Source organism: Paenibacillus sp. FSL R7-0272, from assembly GCF_037969905.1.
Classification (GTDB): domain Bacteria; phylum Bacillota; class Bacilli; order Paenibacillales; family Paenibacillaceae; genus Paenibacillus; species Paenibacillus polysaccharolyticus.
The window spans coordinates 1222445-1248403 of the sequence record NZ_CP150221.1 but is presented as its reverse complement, the minus strand read 5'-3'; the positions used below and the strand labels follow the sequence as shown (position 1 = coordinate 1248403).

20 protein-coding genes are annotated in these 25959 nt (G+C 47.5%); 2 read left to right on the top strand and 18 right to left on the bottom strand.

The window, feature by feature from the left end; genetic code table 11:
• The first annotated feature begins 24 nt into the window (after positions 1-24).
• The gene (locus MKY23_RS05335; RefSeq protein ID WP_339836032.1) at positions 25-2211 is read left to right on the top strand and encodes a YhgE/Pip domain-containing protein; all 2187 of its coding nucleotides are present in this window, start codon (positions 25-27) and stop codon (positions 2209-2211) included.
• 193 nt (positions 2212-2404) lie between these two features.
• Here the strand turns inward: MKY23_RS05335 and MKY23_RS05330 are convergent, their stop codons facing one another.
• The 13 genes from MKY23_RS05330 to MKY23_RS05270 all read right to left on the bottom strand — a co-directional run bounded on the left by MKY23_RS05330 (position 2405) and on the right by MKY23_RS05270 (position 15596).
• Positions 2405-2776, bottom strand: a complete 372-nt coding sequence (locus MKY23_RS05330; RefSeq protein WP_339836030.1) for a hypothetical protein — start codon at positions 2774-2776, stop codon at positions 2405-2407.
• A 787-nt stretch (positions 2777-3563) separates the two neighbouring features.
• On the bottom strand, positions 3564-4319 hold the full coding sequence (locus tag MKY23_RS05325) for an amino acid ABC transporter ATP-binding protein (RefSeq protein WP_090917707.1): 756 nt from the start codon (positions 4317-4319) through the stop codon (positions 3564-3566).
• Between the two features lie 33 nt (positions 4320-4352).
• A complete protein-coding gene (locus MKY23_RS05320; RefSeq protein ID WP_339836027.1) occupies positions 4353-5012 on the bottom strand; it encodes an amino acid ABC transporter permease in 660 nt (219 codons plus the stop codon).
• Positions 5013-5197: 185 nt separating this feature from the next.
• A complete protein-coding gene (locus MKY23_RS05315) occupies positions 5198-5968 on the bottom strand; it encodes an amino acid ABC transporter substrate-binding protein (protein WP_090917704.1) in 771 nt (256 codons plus the stop codon).
• A gap of 128 nt (positions 5969-6096) precedes the next feature.
• Positions 6097-6657, bottom strand: coding sequence for a DUF4825 domain-containing protein (locus MKY23_RS05310; RefSeq protein WP_339836023.1), 561 nt, complete (start codon positions 6655-6657; stop codon positions 6097-6099).
• Positions 6654-7355, bottom strand: a complete 702-nt coding sequence (locus MKY23_RS05305) for a permease prefix domain 1-containing protein (protein WP_154959791.1) — start codon at positions 7353-7355, stop codon at positions 6654-6656. The genes MKY23_RS05310 and MKY23_RS05305 overlap by 4 nt, the downstream gene beginning before the upstream one ends.
• A gap of 2 nt (positions 7356-7357) precedes the next feature.
• A complete protein-coding gene (locus MKY23_RS05300; RefSeq protein WP_339836019.1) occupies positions 7358-7711 on the bottom strand; it encodes a PadR family transcriptional regulator in 354 nt (117 codons plus the stop codon).
• Positions 7712-7980: 269 nt separating this feature from the next.
• Positions 7981-9480, bottom strand: a complete 1500-nt coding sequence (locus tag MKY23_RS05295) for an alpha-glucosidase/alpha-galactosidase (RefSeq protein ID WP_339836016.1) — start codon at positions 9478-9480, stop codon at positions 7981-7983.
• A gap of 192 nt (positions 9481-9672) precedes the next feature.
• Positions 9673-10437, bottom strand: a complete 765-nt coding sequence (locus MKY23_RS05290; RefSeq protein ID WP_339836013.1) for a ChbG/HpnK family deacetylase — start codon at positions 10435-10437, stop codon at positions 9673-9675.
• A gap of 26 nt (positions 10438-10463) precedes the next feature.
• On the bottom strand, positions 10464-12443 hold the full coding sequence (locus MKY23_RS05285; RefSeq protein ID WP_339836009.1) for a beta-glucoside-specific PTS transporter subunit IIABC: 1980 nt from the start codon (positions 12441-12443) through the stop codon (positions 10464-10466).
• Positions 12444-12639: 196 nt separating this feature from the next.
• Positions 12640-13491 (bottom strand): PRD domain-containing protein, encoded by an 852-nt coding sequence (locus MKY23_RS05280; RefSeq protein ID WP_339836006.1) that lies wholly within the window; start codon positions 13489-13491, stop codon positions 12640-12642.
• 288 nt (positions 13492-13779) lie between these two features.
• Positions 13780-14901: an AraC family transcriptional regulator gene (locus MKY23_RS05275; protein ID WP_339836003.1), complete on the bottom strand. Its 1122-nt coding sequence runs from the start codon at positions 14899-14901 to the stop codon at positions 13780-13782.
• Positions 14902-14981: 80 nt separating this feature from the next.
• Positions 14982-15596, bottom strand: coding sequence for a Type 1 glutamine amidotransferase-like domain-containing protein (locus MKY23_RS05270; RefSeq protein ID WP_339836000.1), 615 nt, complete (start codon positions 15594-15596; stop codon positions 14982-14984).
• Positions 15597-15712: 116 nt separating this feature from the next.
• Between MKY23_RS05270 and MKY23_RS05265 the strand changes: the two genes are divergently transcribed.
• Positions 15713-16336 carry a histidine phosphatase family protein gene (locus tag MKY23_RS05265; protein ID WP_339835997.1) on the top strand — a complete coding sequence of 208 codons (624 nt, stop codon included), beginning with the start codon at positions 15713-15715 and terminating at the stop codon, positions 16334-16336.
• 115 nt (positions 16337-16451) lie between these two features.
• Here MKY23_RS05265 and MKY23_RS05260 read toward each other — a convergent pair whose 3' ends face one another.
• From MKY23_RS05260 to MKY23_RS05240, 5 genes are all read right to left on the bottom strand, one after another.
• Positions 16452-18761, bottom strand: coding sequence for a rhamnogalacturonan lyase (locus MKY23_RS05260; protein WP_339839223.1), 2310 nt, complete (start codon positions 18759-18761; stop codon positions 16452-16454).
• A gap of 929 nt (positions 18762-19690) precedes the next feature.
• Complete coding sequence (locus tag MKY23_RS05255; RefSeq protein ID WP_339835994.1) at positions 19691-22132, bottom strand: glycoside hydrolase family 6 protein; 2442 nt, start codon at positions 22130-22132, stop codon at positions 19691-19693.
• A 519-nt stretch (positions 22133-22651) separates the two neighbouring features.
• Entirely contained in the window at positions 22652-23728 is a 1077-nt protein-coding gene (locus MKY23_RS05250; RefSeq protein WP_186809737.1) for an efflux RND transporter periplasmic adaptor subunit, read from the bottom strand.
• 91 nt (positions 23729-23819) lie between these two features.
• The gene (locus MKY23_RS05245; protein ID WP_339835990.1) at positions 23820-25190 is read right to left on the bottom strand and encodes an ABC transporter permease; all 1371 of its coding nucleotides are present in this window, start codon (positions 25188-25190) and stop codon (positions 23820-23822) included.
• 34 nt (positions 25191-25224) lie between these two features.
• Positions 25225-25911: an ABC transporter ATP-binding protein gene (locus tag MKY23_RS05240; RefSeq protein ID WP_339835987.1), complete on the bottom strand. Its 687-nt coding sequence runs from the start codon at positions 25909-25911 to the stop codon at positions 25225-25227.
• Between the last annotated feature and the right edge of the window lie 48 nt (positions 25912-25959).

Sequence of the window (25959 nt, the reverse complement as noted above, 5' to 3'; positions counted from 1 at the left end):
AGCGTAAGATAGGGAGAGAACATCATGAAATCATTTCGTGTATTTGGGCAGGATCTGAAATCCGCCTTCAAGAAACCAAAAGTATTTATTCCAATTCTCGTGGTGCTGTTCATTCCCGTGTTATATAGCGGACTGTTCCTGAACGCCTTCTGGGACCCATATGGCAAAATGAATGAATTACCTGTCGCCGTGGTCAACACGGATCGGGGTGCAGTTTACAATGACAAATCGCTTGAAGTCGGTCAGAATCTGGTCGATGAGCTGAAAAAAAGCGATGATTTCAACTGGCAGTTCGTCACCCGCGACCAGGCAGAACAAGGCATGAAGGATAACAAATATTACATGACCATTGTCATTCCAGAAGATTTTTCTGCCAAAGCAACCACGCTGATGAATGAGCATCCGGCTCCGGCAGAATTGATTTACGAGCCCAACGAAGGGTACAACTTCCTTGCGGGTCAGATCGGTGGTACGGCGGTGAAACAGATTCGCTCCAAAGTCTCTGCCAAAGTCACAGAATCATATACCGAAACCCTGCTGGATAAGGTTGAGAAAATCTCGGACGGTTTGGCGGATGCCGGAGATGGCGCAGGTAAAATCCATGATGGAGCAAGCAAACTGGACGAAGGGGCGGCTACGTTAAAAGAAAACCTGGCGAAACTGGCTGACGGGGCAGGCAAGCTGCAAACCGGCGCCGTTTCGTTAAAAGAAGGCACAGCCACCCTCGCCAAAGGCACAGGTGATCTTCACTCCGGCGCGAGCACATTATCCAGTGGTCTCGCACAATTAGCTGCCGTCGGCACCAAGCTGGGTGACGGCGCAACGCAGGCTGCAGCTGGCAGTAAACAGCTGCATGCCGGTATCCAAGCTGCGCAAGAAGGCGCGTCCAAACTGGACGCCGGACTCGCAGCTACCGAACAAGGCAGTGCCAAGCTGACCGCCGGACTGCAAACTTCCGTGGAAGGTAGCGGCAAAGTCAGCGAAGGCGCAAAAGCGGTCGCCCAAGGTCTGGCTCAATTAGCAAAGTCCAGTCCCGAACTGGCAGCCAGCCCCGCTGTTCAACAGTTACTCGCGGCTAGTCAGGCCGTTGCCGCTGGCAGTGAGCAGGTATATCAAGGCGGACAGCAACTCGTTGCCGGAAGTCAGCAACTGCAAGCTGCACAGCAACAATTGCATCAAGGCAGTAGCCAGTTGGTTCAAGGTGAAGAACAGCTGGTACAAGGCGCTGCACAGTTATCCGGCGGACAAGAAAAGCTCAGTGCCGGACTCCACCAATTCAATGCCAAATTAAACGAAGCCGCCGCTGGCAGTGCCAAATTGGCAACAGGATCAGAGCAACTGAATACTGGCGCAAGTAAGCTGTTGTCTGGCGTAAGCCAGCTGGAGGGCGGAGTTTCCACCCTTACGGACGGTTCTCATAAGCTGGCTGATGGTGCTGGTAAGCTACAAGAAGGCACGATCAAGTTAACGGACGGTTCCGGTGAACTCGCCACCAAATTAAACGATGCTGCGCAACAAACGAGCAGTGTCAAAAAGACCGATGAACTGGTTACGATGTATGCCGAACCTGTTCATGTCGATGAACACAAATTAAACGAAGTGCCCAACTACGGCACAGGTTTTTCACCCTATTTTCTATCACTCGGATTATTTGTCGGTGCGTTGATTGCAACGCTGGTTGTGCCAACACGTGGTAGTAGTGTAAGTGACGCAAGTGGCTGGAATCGATTTGTCAGCAAAACCCTTGCCTTCACCATTATGAGTGGCGTTCAATCTTTGCTCGCTTCCGGACTGGTATTGAACGGGCTTGGCCTGAAGGTACAGAGTGTGCCGTTATTCCTTTTGTTCAGCTTTGTGACAAGTCTGAGCTTTATGTACATCATTCAGGCATTGGTAACTTGGCTGGAAAATCCGGGACGATTCATTGCCATCCTGCTGCTCATCTTCCAACTCACCACCAGCGCGGGAACGTTCCCACTGGAACTCATTCCAAACTGGCTGAAAGTGTTCAACCCATGGTTACCAATGACGTACTCCGTAACGGGATACAAAGCGGTCATCTCCAGCGGACAATTCGGCGTTGCCTGGGATCAGATCGGCATTCTGTGCATCTTCGCTGTTCTCGGTCTGGTCGGTACATTGACGTATTTCCTGAAACATCGCACGGTAGAAAACGAAAGTCTTGGTAGTGAAGCTGTGCTTCAAGCTTAGGTCAAAAATTAGCTCTGGTACACAACAAACTGTTATAGAAATGTAAAAGGCATATCCATTGTTCTGACTCGCTTCCTCACAGCAAGTCTGACATAAGGATATGCCTTTTTAGTTTGCTTTTGCTAATTTGTTTTTTTCATAAAATAACCTTTGTCGGCTTCATATTATACTCTATAAAATTCTATACTTATCGTCAGGCTCTCACAACATGTTCTTCAACAAACGCTAGAAACTCTGCTTGCATGGAGCCGAGAGTAAGCATTTTTTTGATAATGCTAAACCGATAATGAATACCATGAGACTGAAAAGACCATATCGATGCTAACGAAAGCCCGGATTTGAGTCGCTGTTGCTCCAGATCCGAAAGTGATATTCGAACCATTTGAACAACTTTGGAAGAAAATACGTTGAGAAACAAAATTTTAAGCACGTCATGATTGATCAGCAATATAGCTCGAGTTGTCGTTGAGGAAATCGCTTGTGACGTAACATAACAGGCCAGCATATCTGCTTCTTTGTAAGGTTCGCTTAGTCGATTTATTAATTTTCTAGTAATAAGTAGCATATTGTTCGTACTCCTAATATGTAAAATACACCCGCAGTCAAAACTATAACACTAAAGACTGCATCAACCAACTGGCATAGTTTTATCAAAAATAGTGGTGCGTGTCTCACATAAAACCATGTGAAATTGAGGTGGTATCTCTCGGAAAAATCAGATTAAATCAAGGTTTTTCCCACCCATGTTACCTATGGGGAAGTTTCGTTCCAAATGCACACTCGTGTCGGTGATCTCCGGTTTGCCAGATTCTAACGATCCCCAGCCACGCTATTCAGCCTATTTTAGGCATTTATAAAATCTAACGATCACCAGAAAGCTTATTTACTTGAAATACAGCGATTTACGCTACATTTTGAGGGTTTCAGCCCAAATAGCGCTTGTGGTGATCGTTAGAATTCCAAAGGTCGCCGAAACGACAAAATAAGCTTCTCTGTGATCGTTAGCGTGTTGGTTGTAAGCGAAGCCGGGAAAATCAGAGTTCAATCCAGGTACTCCAGAAGGAGTGCGACTAATAACCCTGCGCGAAGCTTCATACAACGACTCATTTCAATCCACGCACTCCATACGGAGTGCGACAGCGAAAAAACACGTAATAAAAGCATAGATTGTATACTTTATTACGTGTTCTCCTTTAATTCTTCTACTAATTAGTTTCATCTTAATATAAAACACTTAAAATATTCAAGGTAATATGCCAAAAGGGTTCAAATCAGCCTCTTCTCAGGTGCGAATCTCCCAGGGATTTCATGTGAGCTTGGCATTCGCACCTGTTTTAAATCACGCTCCACCGTTATTCTTCCATATCTACTCTCTTTAAAAACGTCTGGGTACGTGCGAGCTTGGGTGCACCGAACAGTTGATCGGGTGGGCCTTGCTCGGCAATTTCGCCATTGTCCATGAAGAAGACACGATCCGCAACATCACGAGCAAAGCTCATCTCGTGCGTGACAATCATCATCGTCATGTTTTCCTGTGCCAATTGCTTGATGACGCGAAGTACTTCTCCCGTCAGTTCCGGGTCGAGTGCTGAGGTTGGCTCATCAAAGAGCAGGATGTCCGGTTGCATCATCAGAGCGCGGGCAATTGCTACCCGCTGCTTCTGTCCACCGGACAGATTGGCCGGATAAACATCGGCCTTGTCCGACAGTCCAACTTTGGCAAGTAATTCCGCACTGCGGCTACGAATGACTTTGGTACTTTCCTTTTTCAACGTCTTCGGTGCGAGTTCCAGGTTAGCCTGTACAGTCAGATGCGGAAACAAGTTAAAATGCTGAAACACCATGCCCATACGATCGGTAATCTTCCGAATTTCGGCAGCACCTACGTACCTTCCGTCATCCGCCAGTGTCTGATTCTGAATGCGAATCGTTCCGCCCGTAATATCCTCCAGGTGGATCAGGCTGCGCAGCATTGTGCTTTTCCCCGAACCCGAAGGCCCGATGACCGCAATGACTTCCCCTGGCGCCACGTTAAAAGATACCTGTTTCAGCACATCCAGTGTGCCAAATGATTTTTTCAACTGATTTACTTCTATACTATAGGTCATATGCAGACAGTCCTTTGATTGAACAGATTTGATTTATTCATACGAAAAGCGCTTCTCCAGAACCTTGAATAGCAAGGTAAGCACCAGAGTCATAAGCAAATACATAATCGCCGCTACGAAAAATGGAATGAGTTGCAAATCTCGATTCACTGCGGCTTGCGCATAATAGAGCAACTCTGGTACAGCTACAGCGTAGAGCAATGCCGTATCTTTAACCAGCGTAATAGCCTCGTTCGCTGTGGCTGGGAGCACCACCCGAACCATCTGTGGAATGATAACTTTCGTCATGATCTGCCACTTCGTGAGTCCAAGCACTTTGGCCGCCTCATGCTGACCTTTATCAATGGACAACAATCCGCCCCGAAAGATTTCTGCAAAGTAAGCTGCATAGTTCAGAATAAATGCGATAGCCGCTGCAATGAAACGATCAAAGACCAGATACTCTCCGATGACCGGAAGTAATGGAAGGCCGAAACAGAAAAATAAAACTTGCAAAAGTAATGGTGTCCCACGCATCACATATACGTATGTGTGTGCAATCCACGCCAGCGGTTTGAACTGGCTCCGCATCGCCAACGTTACCGCGAATCCTAGGGGGACCGATAGCACAATCGCAAGTAAAAATAAGAAAATCGTCGTTTGTGCACCTTCCAGCATCGGTTTTATAATCGTTGAAATATAGTCCCAATTCATGAATTAGTTCTCCTCTAATCTGTTAACCCCGCACTCCTTGGAAGCATATTGCTCCATCATGGAATACGGGGTCATCGTTTTCGTGAGTACAGTTTCCCCAACTGGGAAAAGCTCACATCATTATTTGTCAGGTGTATTTCCCCTGCTACTTTCAAATTCGCAAATTAAATTCTAAATGATTCTTCTTACTTCAGAACCTTATCCTCACCAAGCCATTTCTTAGAGATTTCAGCGGCTTGGCCGTCCGTGTTCAGCTCATCCAGCGCATTTTGCAGCTGATTGAGAAGTTCTTCATTGCCTTTTTTGATCCCGATGCCATATTGCTCTGGCGCCAGTGATTCATCCAGCAATTTGAAGGTGCCTTCTTCCTTCGACATATAATATCTTGCGACCACTTCATCAATGATGACTGCGTCCAGACGTTTCGTTTTCAGATCAGTCAGCGCCAGTACATTATCTTTGAATTCGGAAGCTTTGACTTTATCCTTCAGAGGACTTGCCGCCAGCGCATCTGCTGCTGAGGACAGTGCCTGCAATCCTACATTTTTGCCGTCCAGTTCGTCCAGCTTCGTAATCGGGGAGTCTGCCAGAGTAATTGCAACCTGACTGTTCTCCAGATAAGGCTTGGTGAAAAGCACTTTCTCTTTACGCTCGTCTGTAATCGTATATCCGTTCCAGATCATATCGATCCGGCCGCTGTTCAGCTCCGACTCTTTGGAAGACCAGTCAATCGGCTGGAAAGTCACCTTTTTACCCATTTTCTCCGCAGCTGCACGGGCATAATCAATGTCAAACCCGACAATTTCATTCTTCTCATCCCGGAATCCCATTGGAGCAAACTTATCGTCGATCCCTACAATAATCGTATTCTCGTCTTTACTTGCCGAGCTGGAACAGCCCGCCATAATGATCATACATATGCTAATAAATAATAGTAGAATTGCTTTCTTTCTCATCTCTCGTACCCCTCCATGTCTATGACCAAGCTCAAACGCTTTAGTTCGTTACCACGTTATCAGAGACTTATAATAACATAGCATGAGAGAAGAGTCGAGCACCTTGCCCATTTCCAGCGAATTCAACCCTAAAAATTGTCAACAATTTGTGAAAATAAAGCCCGCACATCAGCCGGTTGCACCAGCTTCTCGCGAACGATAGAATCCCAGCGCTCCGGCTTTTGTAGCGCTTTAAGCTCTGTTCCAGCCCATTGCTGCGCGAGCTTGCGGTCGAACACAACCCGTGTGTCTTTGAACTGGTAGACAACCTGCTCCAGATTATCGATCAGTACAAAATTCGCAAGCGCGTTATATACGAGGATTCGATCAAGCTGCACCGCATCCATCTCATCTGTATTCAGACTGTAATTAATCTGAGCGGTCAATGTTTCAGGAAACAGCTGATAGCCATCCAACTGCTTATGTAACGGCAGATTCTGATTCAGATGACTTAGATTCGAGAAATTCCCCATGTACGCGTTCTGATATTTGGCCAAGGCCGTAAAATCATGCGTCAGCGGACTATTCTGCTCGGCTTCATATCGACTCTGATCTGCCGCAATTTTAGGATTAACGAACCCTTCCACCACGACAAGACCCAATAACCCGATAATAAATAAGGAAACAATCCACCGATTTTTTCCGTTCATATGTTATCACTCACTTCGTATTTGCTAACGATCCGGTATGCCCGGTGAACGACCAGAGGAATGAGGATACTAAGTAGCGGTAATGCAAAAGCAAACAAAATGACAGCGAGCTGGTAGGGTCCATTCACCTGAATGGGTCGGTCAAACCAAATATTGCTTCCAAATCGCAATGCTGCCTGCGTACCCCAAAGCGCAAGTACGACTGCCACCCACAGCCACCATGCTCTGCGTTGCCACTGCTTCAACACTACCACACGAATCCGTGTGGTCTTTTCTGTATCGGAAGATCCACTGCCATTCTCTCTGTTGCTCATCAAATAAACTACATAAACGGCGCCCACAATCAGGCTAATGATCAAAAGCAGATTGTTCAGAGCAGCACCGCCTAACATCACTCGTGTAGGAATCGTGATAATCCAGGCAACCAGGCTGTAGATCAAGGTCGATTGCCACAGCGCTGTCCAATAAGGAACACGTTTCACATGTCGGTAATCACTCATGAATTGTTCCATACCATCCATATGCTGTATCGCTGTCTGGAAAGCTTGCTCCTCGCTCATGCCTTCAGCCAGATAATCATCTATTCGTGCGGCGAGGTTGCTACGAATTTCTTCTTTCAACTCCCGATGCTCCAGTGTATCCTGTGCACCTGCAAATAAACTCTCCAAATGCCGATTCATCCGTCTTTCGAGCGTCATCCTTACTCATCTCCTTCTTCACCGGTGGCAATCATGCAATCGATTAACGTTTTGGCTGCATGCCAAGCTTGAACCTGCAATTGATAAACTTCACGTCCCTGGCTGGAAATCCGGTAGTATTTCCGCCTTCCACCCTGCGTCTCCTCACCCCAATAAGACTCCACGTACCCACTCTTCTCCAGCCGTTTCAGACTGGAATACAGCGTTGGCTCCTTGAGTTCAAACTGCTCCCCGCTTTTACGATATATTTCCTTAATAATGCCATATCCGTAGTTGTCTGCTGAAATAAGCACACTCAAAATAATGGGGTCAATATTGCCCCGAATCAGGTCACTGTTAATCACTTGAACATCCATCTGTGCGTCTCACCGCTCTCCCTCTTACTCTGAGTATACTATAAGACATATTACTATGTCTGTAAAGGTAATATGTTGTGCATTGTAATTGGTTTTATGTGCCCACAACAAAAAGACGAAGCAGCTCTAATGCTGCTCCGTCCTCATTTTCTCTTCTCTTCCGCTTCATTCACGCTGTTATTTATGCCTCATTATCATGCTGTTTTTATGCTTTTTCTCTGGTTATTGTTATGCTGCTGTAATGACTCTTATTCCTGCACTCTCTACTGCTACACTTTCTCGCGGTCCTTGCCTTTATCGGACTCACCTGCGTTTTTATTCGCGGCCTCCCGATCTTGCTGCATCTCTTCTACCGTTTTGACCTTCAGACGTGCTGCGCCTTCGTATGCCTTGGTTGGAATAAGATCGTCCGTAGCAAGTCTCACTTCTGCCGATGCAATGGCATCACCGTACTGTGGCAGCCACTTCGCCTGTGCAACCAGCATCTCATCGACCATCTGCCAGATTTCCTTCGGATTACAAACCGCGCCAACCAGCGGGTCCATCATAAACGCCTGTCGCAACAGCTTATCGTCCCCATGCACTGCCGCTTCCACCGCAAGACGTTGCACGGATATGCTTACATTACACACCGCCGCTGGGCCAAGGGGTAGTTCGCCGATATGCGGCATCGAAATGCCGTTACGATCCACATAACCCGGTGCTTCAATGATGGCATCATCCGGCAAGTTGGAGATCACCCCGTTGTTCACAGTGTTAAAATGACCCCGATACACACGTCCCGTCTCCAGGCTCTCTATGATATAGGAGCCGTGCTCTTCGCCGCGTTTCTCCGGTAAATACTGCATCGGATCATCCTTCATCCAGTTTGGGAAATCCGTTTCGAACCAGTTACGCCCCTCGGTACACACGCGCAGATATCCACCCGTTTCACCGTTAATCCAGCTTCCCATGTCAATCCAGTCATTAATCTCTTCAGGACGTTTGCGATACCATGGCACATATTCACTTAAGTGACCATTGGATTCTGTACTGTAATAACCAAAGCGGCGCAACATATCGATCCGAACTTTCTCCGTACGACTGTACTCGGGATGCTTCTCAAAAGCTTCCAGCAATCCACCCGTAAGATCCTTGCCTTTGTGGGACGCCTGAATATACCATGTCTGATGATTGATGCCTGCACAGATAATATCCACTTCACTCTTTTCTAGCCCGTACACTTCCGCAATCTGATGATGTCCATGCTGAACCCCGTGACATAGTCCAATCGTGCGCACACCACCGTATTTGTTGCAGGCCCATGTCAGCATCGCCATTGGATTGGAGTAATTCAGGAGCAGCACATCCGGCGCACTCTGTTCGCGAATATCTTTGCAGATCTCAAGCATCTCGGCGATTCCGCGCTGTCCATACATAATGCCGCCTGCACACAGCGTATCCCCGACACATTGATCCACCCCGTATTTGAGCGGAATATCGACATCGGTTGCAAAAGCTTCCAGTCCCCCTACACGAATCGTACACAGAACATACTTGGCGTCTTTCAACGCTTCTCTCCGATTGGTTGTCGGCTGAATCTGAATATTCAATCCATTCTCTCGGATATCCCGCTGGCACAGCTCGGTGACCATGTCGAGATTGTGCTGATTAATATCGCAGAATGCGATTTCGATGTTATTAAATTCCGGTACGGTGAGCAGATCACGCAACAATCCTCTTGTAAAACCAATGCTGCCCGCCCCGATAAACGCTACTTTGAACGACATGTACATGTCCTCCCGTAATCCGAACCTTCCGGCTTCGGTTAATGACTTGCTTCATGGGTTCATTGTAGCAACAGTGAGATGGAGAGCGTTATCAAAATCATGACCTGTTCGGAGGCAGAGTGTCAAAAATCCTAACTTAATCTCTTGATTGTTCTCATCTCATATTATTCTCGATTCTTCTCATCTCCTCCACTACAACTGGCTGTAGCTAATGAGTTCAATCCCTTGTTCCTTCACATAGTTCATCAACGCTGGATTAACCAATACCGCAAGATCGTGCTCACGCTCATCTACCAGAGATGAAATGCTGCGCAGTTCCTCATCCGCATAACCTGGATGTCCAGCAATCTCAACGATATCTTCCGTATCCTTATACTGATCCAGTACCCCGCGCAACCATGATTCCTGCAGAGTAGGCATAGCCGGATCACCACACAATATATCCGTAGACCGAATCCCCACATCCACAAGCTTGCCGTTCAACTCCGGAGATAAGATATCATCTCTTCGCATGGGAACATTATATTCCTGGGCCAGTTCCATCACAATATCTAACATTTGTGCATCTTTCACACTCACCCCATGATGGGTATCCAGATGATTTAACGTTAACCCGGAAGCGAGAAACTTCTCGATCTGTGCCTTCAACTCCGCGCGTACTTCCCCAGGATCATAGGTCGAAGGAATAAGTCCAGGTTTTCGATAGAAACGGCCCGACTCGTCCACGATACTCTGAACAGCCGAAGCTTCCAGCACAGGGGTCATGAATGTCAGGTTCAGATGAACCCCCATAGACGTAATGCCCGCTTCAAGGGCCATAATGCTACTCTTCTCAAAATGTACCGAATTCACCAACGCCGAGGTATCTGTAATCAGACCCTGTTTCATTCCATGAATGATGCCTTCGCTCACTCTCATCGTGATGCCATAATCATCTGCATTAACAATCAGCTTCATCTTGCTCTTCTCCCCTCTGATCTGATTTAGGATCGAACAGATAACAGTTCCTCTGTGACAGCAACCGTTCCTTCTGACAGCAACGGCGTAATATCGCGGAATTGATCGGAGTTCGTCACCACAATTGGCGTGGTCAGCTTAAAACCTTCGTTCCGAATCTGATCCATATCAAATTCAATCAGTACCTCTCCCTTACGGATTCGGTTCCCCTGCTGGACCTTCTGAGTAAAATACTGCCCTTTTAATCTCACCGTATCTATGCCGATATGCATGAGAATTTCAACGCCTTCTTCCGAGGTGACTGCGATGGCGTGTGCACTTTTCATCGTGACCGACACGACGCCGTCTACCGGGGATACGAGCTGGCCTTTGGACGGAATGATGGCTACACCCTTCCCCATCGACTCCGAGGAAAATACGACATCCTCCACTTCATGAAGTGGAATCACTTTGCCTTCGAGTGGACTCGTAATCAAGCTTTCCATCGCAACGTTCGCGTCGATCCCGGCAGCGTTTTGTTCCATTTTCCCCGTACCTGATCCAGAAATCAATTGCTGGTTACCTTCTCTTTCGTTTTCACCTTCATTTTTATTTCCACTTCCATTCTCGCTTGCCACTTGATGACTCTTGTCTTTCTGTACCTTCAGACCTTCAGCAACCTGATCATTTTTCTTGCTCTCGTAGCCAAACAGCACCACGCACAGGGCTCCGCCTGCAATCGCAGTCAACACGCCAATAATGTAATACAACATTGGACTCTGGGCAGGTAGTGTGAACACATTAAGGAAGAAATTGAATACAATCAACTTCACACCGAGATATCCCATCAATCCACCGGCAATGGCTCCAGCGGCTACCAGATAGATGAGAGTTTTACGATAACGCAGAATGATACCATACAGAATAGGTTCAGTAACCCCGGACAGGATCGCAGACAAGAAAGATGAACCGCTCAAAGCCTTAAGATCTTTATCTTTTGTTTTCAGGAATACCCCGAGACCAATCCCCATCGAAGCCGCAACGGATGTTGCCGCAAGAGGTGCAATAAGATCGCCGCCAGCGCTCAAATTCCCCATAATAATAGGCACCGTTGCCCAGTGTAATCCAAGCAATACAAGAAACGACCACGTTCCCCCCAGAATAATTCCGGCGATGACAGAGTTACTGTTAATCAGGAAATTAACAATATCCCCAATCCACTGACCTACATACTGCCCAAAAGGACCAATCAACATGGCCGTGAGCGGTACCATAATGACAAGAGAGAAGAACGGAACTGCGAACAACTGCACATTTTTGTGCATGATCTTCTTCAAAAACTTCTCCAGAACCGCGTAGATGCTAACGGCAATAAACATCGGAAAGACCGACGAAGCGTAGTTCATTAACGATACCGGAATGCCTAGAAAATGAGTTGTAGTTCCTGCTGCTGTCAAGGCCGTAAAATTTGGCTCCATTAATGCGGCACCGATCGCCGCTGCAACATAAGAGTTCACATTCAGAACCTTAGCAATCGTAATCCCAAGCAGAATCGGCAAGAAATAAAAGATCGAGTTCCCCGCAGCAGCCAATATCGCGTATGTTCCACTATCCACAGCAATCCAGCCTGCTCTCTCAAGAACGATTAACAGTGCTTTGACCAGACCAGCTCCGGCAAATACCGGGATTAATGGCGTTAGACTGCCCGATATCAGACCAAAGATGGCTGAACGAATACTCTTCTTTTCTTTTTCAGAGCTTGCACCGGACCCTGCTCCATCGAACTCCCCTTCTGCAACGATATGTTTGTACACCTCCGACACATCATTGCCTACAACAACCTGAAATTGTCCGCCGCTTTCAACCACCTTCAAGATACCTGCTGTGTTTTCGAGTGTGTCTGCATCGGCTTTCCGATTATCGTTCAAGACAAATCGTAAACGGGTAGCGCAGTGAGTCAGCGATTGAATGTTCTCCCTTCCTCCAACGCGGTCCACAATGTTTTGAGCTAATTTGAGATGATCCATGTTGTTCCCCCCATACTTTGTATAATCCCTACAATTCAGATCTCACTTCATCATTTCGGATGACATATTACGATGACAAAATAAAAACCTGAACTGAAGCTCGTCTACTGACCTTAGTCAATACACAAGCCTCAGTTCAGGTTTCGCCTGCCGAACAGTCACAATCCCTAATGTATAAGTTTGTATCCATATTTCTTCATTCTTCCGTCAGATCATGCTCACGGTTCGTGACCCGGTGAATGTGGATCATGAAATAAACCATCTCCTCATTCGTTGTTTTTTTCTCGTAATTAATCTCCAGATAGTTTCTAATCTTTCTGGCGCACGCGTACGATTCGGGGTACTTGTCCTTTACATGATCGTATAAAGAATCTCGATCCTCCGGAATCAGCTCATCATGAAGAATTCGGTACGCAAAATACCGCAAATGTGTGAGGAAACGGCTGTAATTAATCGAGTTTTCGTCCAGTTTGATTCCAAAATGGTATTTCACAATATTGGCTAGATCGTTAACAATCTTCGTCATCTGATAGGTTTGTTTCATATCCTGCCCACGCTGCTGTGCATTCACAAAATGAAGGGCAATGGAACCCGCCTCATCCTCTGGCAGCTTCACTCCTGTTTTCTGCTCAATAATGTGGAGCGCCTTAAAGGCAACTTCATATTCGGCTGCATAGAATTTTTTGATCTCCCACAGCAAAGCATTCTTCACAATGATGCCTTCAGGGAACCTTCTCAGTGCGAAGCTGATATGATCCGTCAGGGTGATGTAGATGTTGTCACTGAATTTGAGAGCAAGCTGTTGTTCGGCATATTCAATAATTTCGTTCGACAACTCCAGATGTTCAGTTGGAATCTCGCCAATCAGCCCCATCAGTTTGTCAGACGTTGCTTTTTCAACGACGAACTTTTTCTCTACTTGTGAAAAGTCGATAACATCACTGTTATGTTTGTTATACCCGATCCCTTTTCCCATCACGATCATTTCGTGCCCGTTATCATCCGTCAGTAAAATCACATTATTATTAAAAATTTTCCTAATCTTCATCTGCATCACCCCCAACTCATCACATGCTCGTCCCGTTAATATTCCATAAAATTCTTCGAAAAATCAAAATCTCCTATAAAAAAAACCTAAATTGAAGCAGTAACATGCACAACTCATGTTTACTACGAACAATTTAGGTATCGCCTGCCGAACAGTCACAATCCTGAATATATTAAATTACTACTACATTATCAACGAATGGTTACTTCTGAACAAAGGATATCATGAATACCCTTTCAGTTCAACATTTAGTTTCTACCCTCCTGTTCCAGTACGGCGGCCCTGCTTCTATTCCGATTCCTCCGGGTAGCTCCACTGTTCTCGCTCCATGGAACCCCGATATTGAACAGGTGTCTGGCCCGTATACTTTTTGAAAAGCATATGAAAATACTGCCTACTGCCCACACCCACATAGTCTGAAATTTCGGAGATCGGAATATTGGTCTGCTGCAGCAACATCTTGGCCTTCTCCATCCGTAGCATCGTCAAATAATCGGTCGGAGTCCATTGCATATAATTACGAAAAATACGGTGCAAATACCCTGGATGTAAATTGACTGCTGCCGCGATATCCTTCATCTGAATACTGCGATCCATATTGTGATGCATAAATTCAATCGTACGTTTGACATAGAGCTCCGTTTGATCCAGTGCACTCCGTTCCATCTCGCCTCGCAGTCTTGCAATCCGAACGAGCAATTGGACAAAAAGAGTGCGTACCAGCATCCCCTGCTCCGGGGAGCTCAGGTTTCGGGCTTCACGATGAAGCATTCGCTCTTCGGCAGGAATCACCCGCATGTATACAGAAGGAGGTCCAGATTTCGTCTGCTCTTGTGATTGTTCCTGTTCCTGTTTCTGTTTCTGCCCTTGTGCCTGTACCTGTGTCTGTACTTGCCTTTGCTCCAGCAAACCACGCTGATCCAGTTCAAGCACCAGGCTTTTCATCGTGTGATACACTTCTTCCGGGTCAGGCAAAACAAGATAAGGAGTAGATCGAGTTAGAAAAGCATGAACCGTATCCTCTTCCAGCGCAAGTTGCTTTATGGTAAGTTGTCCAGATGCAGTACGCGCAAAACCGAATTCTACATTGAGCATTCGGCACGGCACGCCGTCCTGCACCAACAGCCGATGGGGAACCCCTGCATCCAGCAGGATGAACTGTCCTTTTTTCAACACCGCCTGTTCCGAGCTTCCGTCTGCCATCATTACATCCACTCGACACATACCCGTAATGATGTACATAATTTCCGTGGAGTCATGAGTGTGGTAGGACATCTGATAATCATCCCATTGTTTGTAATAATAAGCGAAAAAACGCGGACCCCAATCTTCGGTGCGAAGGCGTTCCTGAAAAAGACTGCCTGAAAAGGATGGTGTATGATTCGTTACTGATCCTGATCCTGTCCCCATCTCTACAACCTCCCTTCAAGCGCGATATGGCGTACAGATGTATTCGCTCTATTTTTGAATAAACATCATTGAAATCGACGTTAAATGCTACTAATCCGGTACTGCTCCCCATCCATGATAATAACCTGGGAGTTCGTTATCGGTACGAGAGGCAATGTGGACTGATACTCATCCATGACCTGAGCTGCCGACTCTACAAATGGGGGACAACCCACATGCGGCACGGGATAAAAATCAACCGCATTCAGCCCTTCGTAACTGGACAAGTCCGGTGCTACCGCGCAATCATCCATAGCTTTCACATAGGCAATATCCGGGGCGAGAATGATGGAACCCGCCGACTCTCCGATGTATATTTTCCCTTCTTGGATGTGAGCCTGTATGTATTTCTCTGCCCCACTTCTGCGAAGCTCCTGTAATAGAAAAAAGGTGTTGCCACCCGACACGTAGATCAGGTCACTTTGTTGCAACTTGGTTGCTACTTCTTCAGAAGATGCCGTGGATACTTCCAACTCTTGTACGATAAGTCCCCACTTCTCAAGCTCCTTCCTGCCCGCATGTACATATGCATCATATGGTTCAGGAACGGCAGCTGTCGGAATAAAGGTAACGGTCCTTCCGTTTAACGTTTCTTCCAGTGTGTTCAACAAGCTTGCTGTGTCAACAAAAGAAGATGACAAAAACAATTTTTTCATATTAATATCCTCCAAATTGTAATGGATCGAAACGTTCAGTTCCTATAAGCTTAGTATAAAATCATTATATCATGATCTGCCATTTCTAAATCCAATGTTGAAGGAGATTTCATGCGATGAGTACAACCTTTTATCTGGTCAGACATGGTGTCAAAAAAAGTGATATTGGAGACGTGCCACTTACTGCCGAAGGTAGCCGTCAGGCTCAATTGACCGCCCGGCATTTCTCGAAAGCTCCATATCCCATCCACCGGATCGTAGCGAGTCCACTCCGGAGAGCACAAGAAACCGCCGAAGCCATTGCTTCCCTTACCGGGTCTGACGTCTCGGAAGATGCACGCTTGCGTGAGCGAGCCAATTGGGGTGATGATCCCGAGCAGACTTTCGAACAATTTGTAGCTTTGTGGGACCAGTGTACCGCAGACCCGGAGTTCATTCCACATGTTGGTGACTCCGCTAAACAGGCAGGCACACGGCTGGCCTCTTTGCTCGGCGAACTGGCAACACAGGTGCCAACCGGCAGTCATATTGTATTGGCTACCCATGGCGGTCTGATTACCGATTTCCTGGTGCAAACGTTTTCCGAACAAGAACTGAACAGATGGCATCCGAATTTCCTGGTTGAGCAGAAACGTCTCGTTCCCGAGTGTTCCATCACCAAGTTACTGATTCAGGATGGTCAATATACACTGGAATCATTCGCTTCCGCAACACACTTGACTGAAGACATCGAGAAGTAGTTGGATGTACAAAAAAGCTCTGGAATGTCTCTGCGTGATCATTACACAGAAGCGAATTCCAGAGCTATTTGCGGTTAGCTTACATCATTTCTCTTTCTAATCTGAGTGGACAGTCTTATTTATCCCCTTTGCCTTTCCCCGGAGTATAGAAGTTCGGCAACGTCACCTTCGACCAATCGATATCCGATGCCATGTAGAAGGAAGGATACGAAGGCTGGTTATATCCGCTGTTCTGTCCAGCAATACCTACACGATACATCGCATCATGCATGAGCGTATACAGCTTGCGATCTGTTTTCTCGGTGCTCAGATAGATGCGGATCGCTGAACTGTCGGCTGTACGCACCAGCATCTCCTCACGCCAGTCTCCGAATACATCGGCAACCAGCGATGGTGTACCTTTCGTGTGGTTATTGGTTAAGGTTCCTGTCGCGGTCAGCACTGTGCCGCGTGTCCAGTCTTTGATTGTAGGCGTGACATCGATGGCACCGTCTACGATTTGGGTGGTCATGTCGGCGGCCCAGCGAATGCTCATATTGGTTCCGGGCGCCTGATCACTTATTTTTTCACCCTGTGCCGTCCATAATCCGACAGCCCATGTCTCCAGCCCGCGCCGGGTTGGATCGACATCTCCGACCATACCGCGTCCAGTATCTTTGCCTGTATATCCGCCATAAATCACTTCTCCGGTCTTCGCATCACGTAGGGAATACCCGTACGGCGCCCAAGGTCCGCCCTCATGTACCATAAAGATCTCCAGTCCCGGGCGATCCGGGTCGATATCTGCCACATGCAGTGCATCGCCGTGTCCTAGACGGGCAATCGTTCCCGGTGCAGCACTCTCGGGCGGCATCACATCGGTGGAACTATATAACACACTACCATCGTGGTCAATCGTAGCCGAACCATAGATAATCTCCTGTTTGCCGTCACCGTTTACATCCGCCACACTGAAATAGTGCGCTCCCTGTGTTGTAATCGAACCGTACTGCGGGTCTGTGCCATCTACACCATGTGGCCCGTCATTGAACGGATTTTTCATCGGTGTCCAGCCACTGTCTACCATCCACTCTTTTTTCAGTTTCTTGCCATCCCAGTTGTAGGCAGCCATGGTGGAGCGAGTATAATATCCGCGTGCAAAAATCGCAGACGGTTTCTTGCCATCCAGGTACGCAACCCCGGCCAGGAAACGGTCTACCCGGTTTGCCGGTTCAATGCGTGCCATCGCATAATCGCCCCACATCAGGCCGTCATCATGACGTTCGGGTTCATACGGGACGGTCTGTAATTCTTTTCCCGACTTGCCTTCAAACACGGTAATATACTCCGGCCCGTCCACAATAAACCCTTCGAACTTGCGCAATTCATTGCGGGCGCTCCGCTGCGGTGCGTATACATCTATAAAATAGTCAGCCAGACTTTCCGCATCCTGCCGGGATAACGGATAGCTGTACTTCTTCTCGATTCCAAATGCCTCTTCCAGTGTCGCAGGCCAGTTTCCTTTTACAACCTCTTCGTGTTTATGCCAGTTCCGGAACATATCGACCACATGGTCATAGTACCCTTCCGCACTGAGGCGATAATCGTCCTCGTGTGTCACCCCGGCTTTGCGATCTTCCTTCGGCAGTGTGATGTACTTTTGTGAGGTTGGTTTGCCCTTTTTGTTGTACTTCATAATTTGTGTGCCCGGGGCAGTCTTGAACATCAGTTCAGCCTTGCCATCTCCATCAAAATCATAGACAAGCATCTGCGTGTAATGCGCTCCCGCACGAATGTTAACCCCGAGATCGATCCGGTACAACAGCTGACCGTCCAGCGTATAACAATCAACGTAGGTATTACCGGTATATCCTTTTTGCGATACGTCCTTAGCATTCGAGGGGTCCCACTTCACAAAAAATTCGTACTGACCATCCCCATCCACATCACCAACACTCATGTCATTGGCACTGTAGGTGTAAGCTTCACCCGCAGGTGTCACACCGTCAGCCGGCTTTTGCAAAGGAATATCCATATACCCGTTCGCCCAAGGTTTGACGGATGCACTTCGTTTGCTTTCTTTACCTTTGTTATTCACGGCGGCAACTTCATAACGTGAAGATGTCGTACCTGCGCTGTCCACATAGTTCGTGCTGTCTGTGACCGTTGCAATTCTTTTACCATCCCGATAAACGTTGAAATCCGTCCCGGTCAGCCCCTTGTCACTGTACCCTGTTGCCTCGTCCCCAAGCAATCTCCAGCTTAGAAACACACCTTCGGACGTCGAAGCCGCTACCAGCCCGCGATCCAGCTTCTCCAGTTGAATGCTTTTCCCCTGAGATTGAGCTTGGGATTGTGAAGCATCCGCTCCACTGATCCCGGCGGTTCCACTAAGAATTAAAGCCAAGCTGAGTGCAGAAGAGAGCACTTTGGCCCCGAGAGGCATGCGTGATCGTTTTGACCTATGAGTGCTAGCGCTCTTCTTTTGGCTGACATTCGTACTGACATGGGTTCTATCGTCAGTGCTGTTACTATGTTTAATTCGATTATCTTCTACTGATCTTAAGTTCATCAACCTTCACTCTCCCTGGTTAGAATGGGTAATGATACTTCTACCTGAACATGTTAATGGTCTGGTCAATTTCGTGTTCATACGAAGATCAGATTCGTGCTCATGTTAGGTCAGGTTCATTTTCATACATCAAAGGAAAAATGGTTGCGCTTACATTATGAAGCGAAATGAAATTCAAGAAAGCATTTAGTTGGCCTGACGTACTTCCTTCTCCAGTTCCTCCGATCCCCCTTCCACGCCTTCACTTTCTTCGTAGCAAGAGTTACCATCCATCGGGTACTATTATAGACATCCTTACCGCCTAACCATAGGCAAATATCCGTGCAAAACGATCAATATTCAGTGTATCTCAGTCAGAGTGTACAACGGTGAATGATGAAAAATGAACCGTTCCCAAAGTCATATCAGGATAGCTCATTCTTCCAAACCGTCGGATAGCGCTCCAAGCTCATTCATCCTATTATGCTTTTTCACCAAACACGTCCTTCTAAAAAATTCTAACGATCTCCACGGAGCTTATTCAGTCGTTTTCAACCACTTTTGAATTCTAACGATCACCAGTGACCTTATTTCCTCCCAAACAAGGCAAATTACATCGAAATCACCGAAATTCATCGAAATAGCGTCGCTACGGATCGTTAGAATTTCATCATGCCTCTTTTTTACCAGATAAGCTCTCCTGAGATCGTTAGACAAAAACAGAGCTGCCCCCGGTCAATGAATGACCAGAAAACAGCTCTGTTTTGATAAGTTGTGCGTACACTCACACGTACCTTAGCACTAAATCACCAAATGTATGACCTTTAAGGCTCAATTCCCCATACAAGACTGCCGTCTTGATAGAGTGTGACTTTATCCCAATCCTGATAGGATGTTTTCGTTGGGTCATAGGAATAGTCATCACTCTCGTCAAAGTTGGACCAGTCCGTTTTGAACATGCGAAGCTGAATATCTCCGGATTGCCCGCCCGCAGCAATGCTTCCTGCGCCGGACTTGAAGCTCAGCTCAACATATCCATCTCCAAAGGTACGGTCGATGTTGGCTGCGCCAACCACTGCCCAGTCAATGGCAGAATCCATCGCCGCCGAACCTTCTTTGGTGAAATAATAACGAAGTTTCAAATCACTCAGATCCACTGCAGTGCTGCCCAGGTTTTTGATGTTGAACAACGGTCTGATCTGGTTATCCGTTGCATTGGTATCCCCTGCACGATATTGCACCACCAGATCACTTGTTGGTACAACCACACCCGCTGGTGTCGCAGAGGCTACAGTAGAATTAGCACTTTGCCCAGCTGCATTCACCGCACTCACCACATAATAGTAGGTTGTGCCATTGGTCAGCGAAGTGTTAATATACGACGTTGCAGTTACATTCGATGCAACCGTCGTGAATGGACCCGATGCCGTCAGGGCACGTTTTAGGTTATAGCTTGTCGCACCTGCCGAAGCTGTCCATGACAGGCTCACCTGTGCATTGCCAGCTGTTGCTGTCAACGCTGTTGGTGCCGCCGGAGCCGTTGCAACGGCTGCCGGTGTTGCCATGGCCGATGCAGAGTTCACACTCTCACCTGCTGCATTACTTGCTGTCACGACATAATAGTACGTTGTCCCATTCGTCAAGCCCGTGTTGGTGTAAGTTGTTCCGCTGACATTGGCAGCAACCGTTACAAATGGACCGGATGCCGTCAGCGCACGTTTCACCGTATAACTCGTCGCACCTGTCGATGCCGCCCATGTCAACGTCACTTGAGCATTACCGGCCGCAGCTGTTAGTGTAGCAGGAGCTGCCGGTGCTGTGTTTCCACCTGGAGGGTTGCCTCCACCATTCTCAGAGAGTACAGGGAAGGAGTTCTTCACCAGTTGTACGAACTGATCATGGAACCAGTGACCTGATACCGGCGCGTTAGGCAATGCACCAGTCAGCACCCCATCTTTCGTTGTATACGTTGGATCACACATCCGGTCGAAGCCTTTACCCTCATTGTTCGGAATTTCGGAACTGGAGCCATCGGATTCACCTGGAGGTTTCACCCATACATAGGCATCCAGATGCGCTGGTCCCGGAGCTGCCTTCGGTGCTTCTCCGATACCTGCTCCGCTTGCATTACACCAGTTCCCCCGGTGCTCACGGCGATCCACACGACCTGAATTTACATAGTCATTGATATTGCTGCCTGTAGCTGTAGCTGGACGATTCACACCGCCCCATCCGTTACGGCTGGTATCAATAAGGAAACCCGTGCTCGCTGGCCATCCTGCCTGTACGAAATCGGCATACAACTTCGCTGTGAAATCGGTTTCGTCAAAGTACGGATTCCATTCATAGAACTTCGCTGAACGAATCGGTTGTCCACCGATGTTGAGATCCGGGTTGGTTAGGTTTGGTTCAGCCAGCGGTGTAGTATTGGCAGTATTCGTAATGAATCCATCCGCACTGCTCAGTCCACCCAGCGTATCCCCGACTACATCGGTATAGAGCGCGACCGCTCCAGAACGGTTGTTATCCCATCCGAGCCAGCCGGAGTGACCGATATCGAGATAGTTGTATACGTTTGGAATCGCATGGAGCTTGTCGAGCGTATATTTAATCCCAGCTTCATAAATCCCCGTTGAAGCCGCTTGACCACAAGCCGGTGTGCTCAGATTGGTTACCAGGTTAGGCAAACTATCTGGCTCAATAACAGCGATAATGCGGATGTCTTGATATTTAGGATCAGCAAAAATATCTGCAATCACGTCAATGTAATCCGTTTTATACGTTTGCAATGCTGCCTGGGTTAAAGGAAGCTCCCCGTTAGAAGCGAGGGCATGGCAGTCCCGACCCGGCAAGTTATAGATGACAAAGGAAGCCGTAATAGGTACGCCTGGCTTCTTCTGAGCGAGAACCGCATCCAGATGCTCTTCCACGCTCTTGCGACCAGCATTCTCGGCCCCGCCATAGATGGCTGCAATACGGTCAATCCATACCGCAGTAGGGTAAGATTTCACCGTTTCCATCTTCGCTTTCAGCGAAGCATCACTGGTAATTGCAATAGAGGTGTCCACAAGTGCAGAGTAGTCCTCATTGAGATAAGCCGTGGCGCCCACAAACGGATTGTTCACATGCGCCTCCGCTGCCTGTGTCACACCTGGAGACATGCCAGGGAAGATCCCTGCTGCAAGCAGCGCAGCTGCCATCATTTGTTTTACACCTTTACGCAGCAGCTTCTGGCCTCTTGATTTGGTTTTCAATGTTTTCTTCATAGTTCCACCTTTCCCTTAGATAAGATTGGTCTCGACTCATGTCTGCTGTTCCTCTGTGTAGAAGCAGGATGCATGGCACAAAGTGCATGAAAAAATGTGTGGTGTTTCGGTCACCTCCATCATTAAAAGGGCTGAAGTCAAAGAGCAAATAAAAATAAACGTCGGGTGTTTTCAGTAGAATTGCTGTGTGTGAGCTTGTGTGGGGGTTGAATCTTGAGAGTAAACCGTGGTGGAGTAGTTAAATCATCATCTTGGAATTGAAGTGTGAAGAGAACGTTGAATGCGAACTAACTTTGCGTAAGCGCTTTCCATTAAAACTTGAAAAAAAATGTGATCTCGCGTATGACTGCTTGTTCACCTCCTTATAGTGTGATTATACGACATGTAAATATTACTGTAAATTGAATTATATAAATTAAATTATATTTTTTTCCACATAAAAAGAAGGAATTTGCTCCTCTCTGTCGCAATAGAAAAAGCTCATTACGGCACAAAACCGCAATAAGCTTTTACCTCCTTCTATGGAATAACAACAACATCCCCTGGCTTCAATCCACTAACAACCTCGGTTTTATCTCCGGATTCCATGCCTGTCTTAACCGCTTGCTGCTCCGTCTGTCCGTTCCCTTTATCCAGTAGCACGTAAGGTTCGGGCTGATCACGCATAATGGCGAGACTCGATACGGCAGTCACCTTGTCCTTGCGCATCGTTTCAATGTCTCCTTCCAGACTGACACCTCCATACATGCGAGCATCTGGCTTCAGATCGATGACAACATCAAACTGAGAGGCCTGCTTCAGATCGGTATCCGTACTTTTCCGGGCAAATTTGGATACCTTGCTTACTTTTCCGGTAAATTTCAGATCCTTCTGCGCACTCATGCGCACCTGTACCGGCATGCCCTCCTTCAGCTTGAACATCTCTTCCTCACCGACAATAGTATTGAATTTCATTTTGCCCGTGTTCGTGATTGAGCCGATTAACTGCCCTTCCGTAACGGCCCGTGTTTTGTTATCCTGCTCATTCAACTGAAAGATCCCTGTGGTCGTAGCATGCACCACTGCCTTGCTCATAACATCCTGCTTCTTGCGGATCTCCTGCTCTTTGAGAACCAAAGCCTTTTGGCTAAGCTCGTTCGCCAGACGTTTGCTCTCCCGGTCCGCGAATGCTTTTTTACGTTCCTCTTCCGTCACACCTAATGTTTCAGTCATGCCGGCCTGGTCGATGCTGATCTGATTCATCTCCACATCTAACCGTGCTTTGTCCAGGTCACTCTGCATCTGACTGACTTCTGTCTGTAATGCCGACGTATCGAGCGTGAACAAAACATCCCCTTTTTTCACTTGTTCCCCGTTCTTGACATGCCACTGTTTAATATTGGAAGCATACGGTGCAAACACGTCCGTCTGCTCGGTATAGACCGATTTCCCTTTCACTTGGATGGTCTGTGTCATCGTCTCCTGTGTCACATCAAAAGTGATAGGCGGAGGAGTCTCAACGGGCGCTTCCGGCTGGGGTTTGTATTTCTCATATACCCAATACCCTGCACCTGCCATAAGTACAATCGTAGTGATGATGCTGATCCATTTCTTCATGCTTAGTTCCCTTCCACTGAAAAGTTTGAGTCTGTTCATATTTCCAAATGTTCCACGTTCAGCCATGCACGTTAGCCTTTCCGTAGATCCATCACATCGATTTAATAACACTTAGCGCATTGGTTCGCGATGCGCTGATGGCTGGATAGATACCCGATACCACACCGACAAGTACGGCAAAAACAATCCCCAGCGGCAATGCCGATTGCTGAATGATTACTGTCATCGGTCCGCCCGCCTGATCCGCCATCTGACTTGCAAGTAGCTGGTTCACCCCGCCGAGCGCGGCAAAGGCAATCCCCACCCCAGCCACACCACCAATGAACCCCAGCATGGCTGCCTCCGCAATAAACATCTGACGGATCTGCCACAGGTTGGCGCCAAGCACCTTCATAACCCCGATCTGCTTACGCCGCTGATGCGTGGACATGATCATCGCCACAATAATAGACAGTGAAGCCAGCACCATAATAAAACCGCCAATACCGATGGCTGCTTTCTGGTACATCGCAAGCTGTCCTGCCATGGCCTCTTCCTGAAAAAGATTACTTTGCGTGTTTAACGTCAGCTTTTTGATCTGCTCTTCCACCTGAGCTACATGCCGCTTGTTATCTACCTTCACCAATGCGGAATTGAGACGTTTGAGTGCCGGGCTGTCCGTTTGTTGCAATCCCAGCTCATCCTGCAGAGCACGTGCTGTATCCAGCGGAACATATACTTTTTTGTCATTCTGAGCGCTCATATCATCCATATTGGACGGTTTGGCTAGTTCACCCGATACACGTATCGTTCCACTCATCTTGGTCTTTCTGCCATTCGTAAAATCCTCATACCGAAATTGTATACGTTGCTGCATCAGTTGATCCTGCTTCATCATCATCTCATTGTACTGTTGCAAAAGATCATTGTTATAGGGATCGGAATTCAACTGCTCAAAGAGCTTCTGAGTCACTTTGGAATCGATAAAGCCGTAGGTCGCTCCATAATTCACAATTGCAACTCGGCCATTGCCAGTTCCGCTGCCCTGTGCATATTTGTATCCGAACCCGCTCAACGTCTGCATCTCGGTTCCAATCACTTCCACGTAGGAGCTGCGCCCATCCGGAAGCACCATATCGAGCGCATCCAGTTTCAGCATAGGAGCCATAGCGACAACGTGAGGAAGGCGCTGAATAATCCGAATTTTCTCCATCGTCAGCGCGCCGCGTTCAAACTTACTCTTCGTGCCTCCGCCGCTTCCATTTCCCGTTTTGATTCCCTCGTTCGGGCTGATCGTAATCTCGTCCATCTTGTAGTTATCATTCAACGTTTTCTCGCTGTATGTCTGTACCGACTGCCCCACACTCAGTGCAATAATCATCGCTGCCGAACCGATTGACAGACCGGTCATACAGAGTAATGTGACCACTTTGCGCCGAATGATCTGTCCCCAGGCCATGCGCACTACGTCCCGTATTCTCACTGTTCCTCTCCTTTTACATGAACTCTCATATATGCTACAACTGGGCAACCTGTTGCTGTTCGACCAATCTCCCCTGCTGTAACGTCAGTACAACCTGCATCTGTTCAGCCACCTCGGCTTCGTGTGTCACAATGACAAAGGTTGTTTTCATCTCTCTGTTCAGTTGCTGCAAAATGGAAAGAATCTCTTCCTCGGTCTCTGTATCCAGATTACCCGTCGGTTCATCTGCAAAGATGACCGAAGGCTCCGTGATGAGCGAGCGGGCGATACTGACCCGTTGTTGCTGACCACCTGATAACTGCGACGGAAAGAGATTCGTCTTATCGCCGAGCCCCACTTGTTCTAGTAGGCGAAGCGCCTTTTCTTTACGTTTGGATGGTCTTATTCCCATAAATACCAGAGGCAACTCTACATTTTCCCGGATCGTCAGATTGGACAACAGCTCGTAGGATTGAAATATAAATCCAATGTGACTACGCCGAAACTCCGCCAGACGATTCTCACTGAAACGCACAATATCCTGTCCTGCGATCCAAATCTTGCCTTGTGTTGGCTTCATCAAACCAGCCATCAGATTCAGCAGTGTGGACTTCCCTGAACCTGAACTACCCAGCAGCGCAACCATCTGCCCCTCTTGAATCGTCAGATTAATATCTTGCAGCACGGGAACATCGCCCTGTGCATTGCGGAAGGCATGGGATACCTGTTCAACTTGAAGCATTCGTGGCTTGTCTTCCTTTCCATTTCCTGATTATGTATTTCTGTGTAT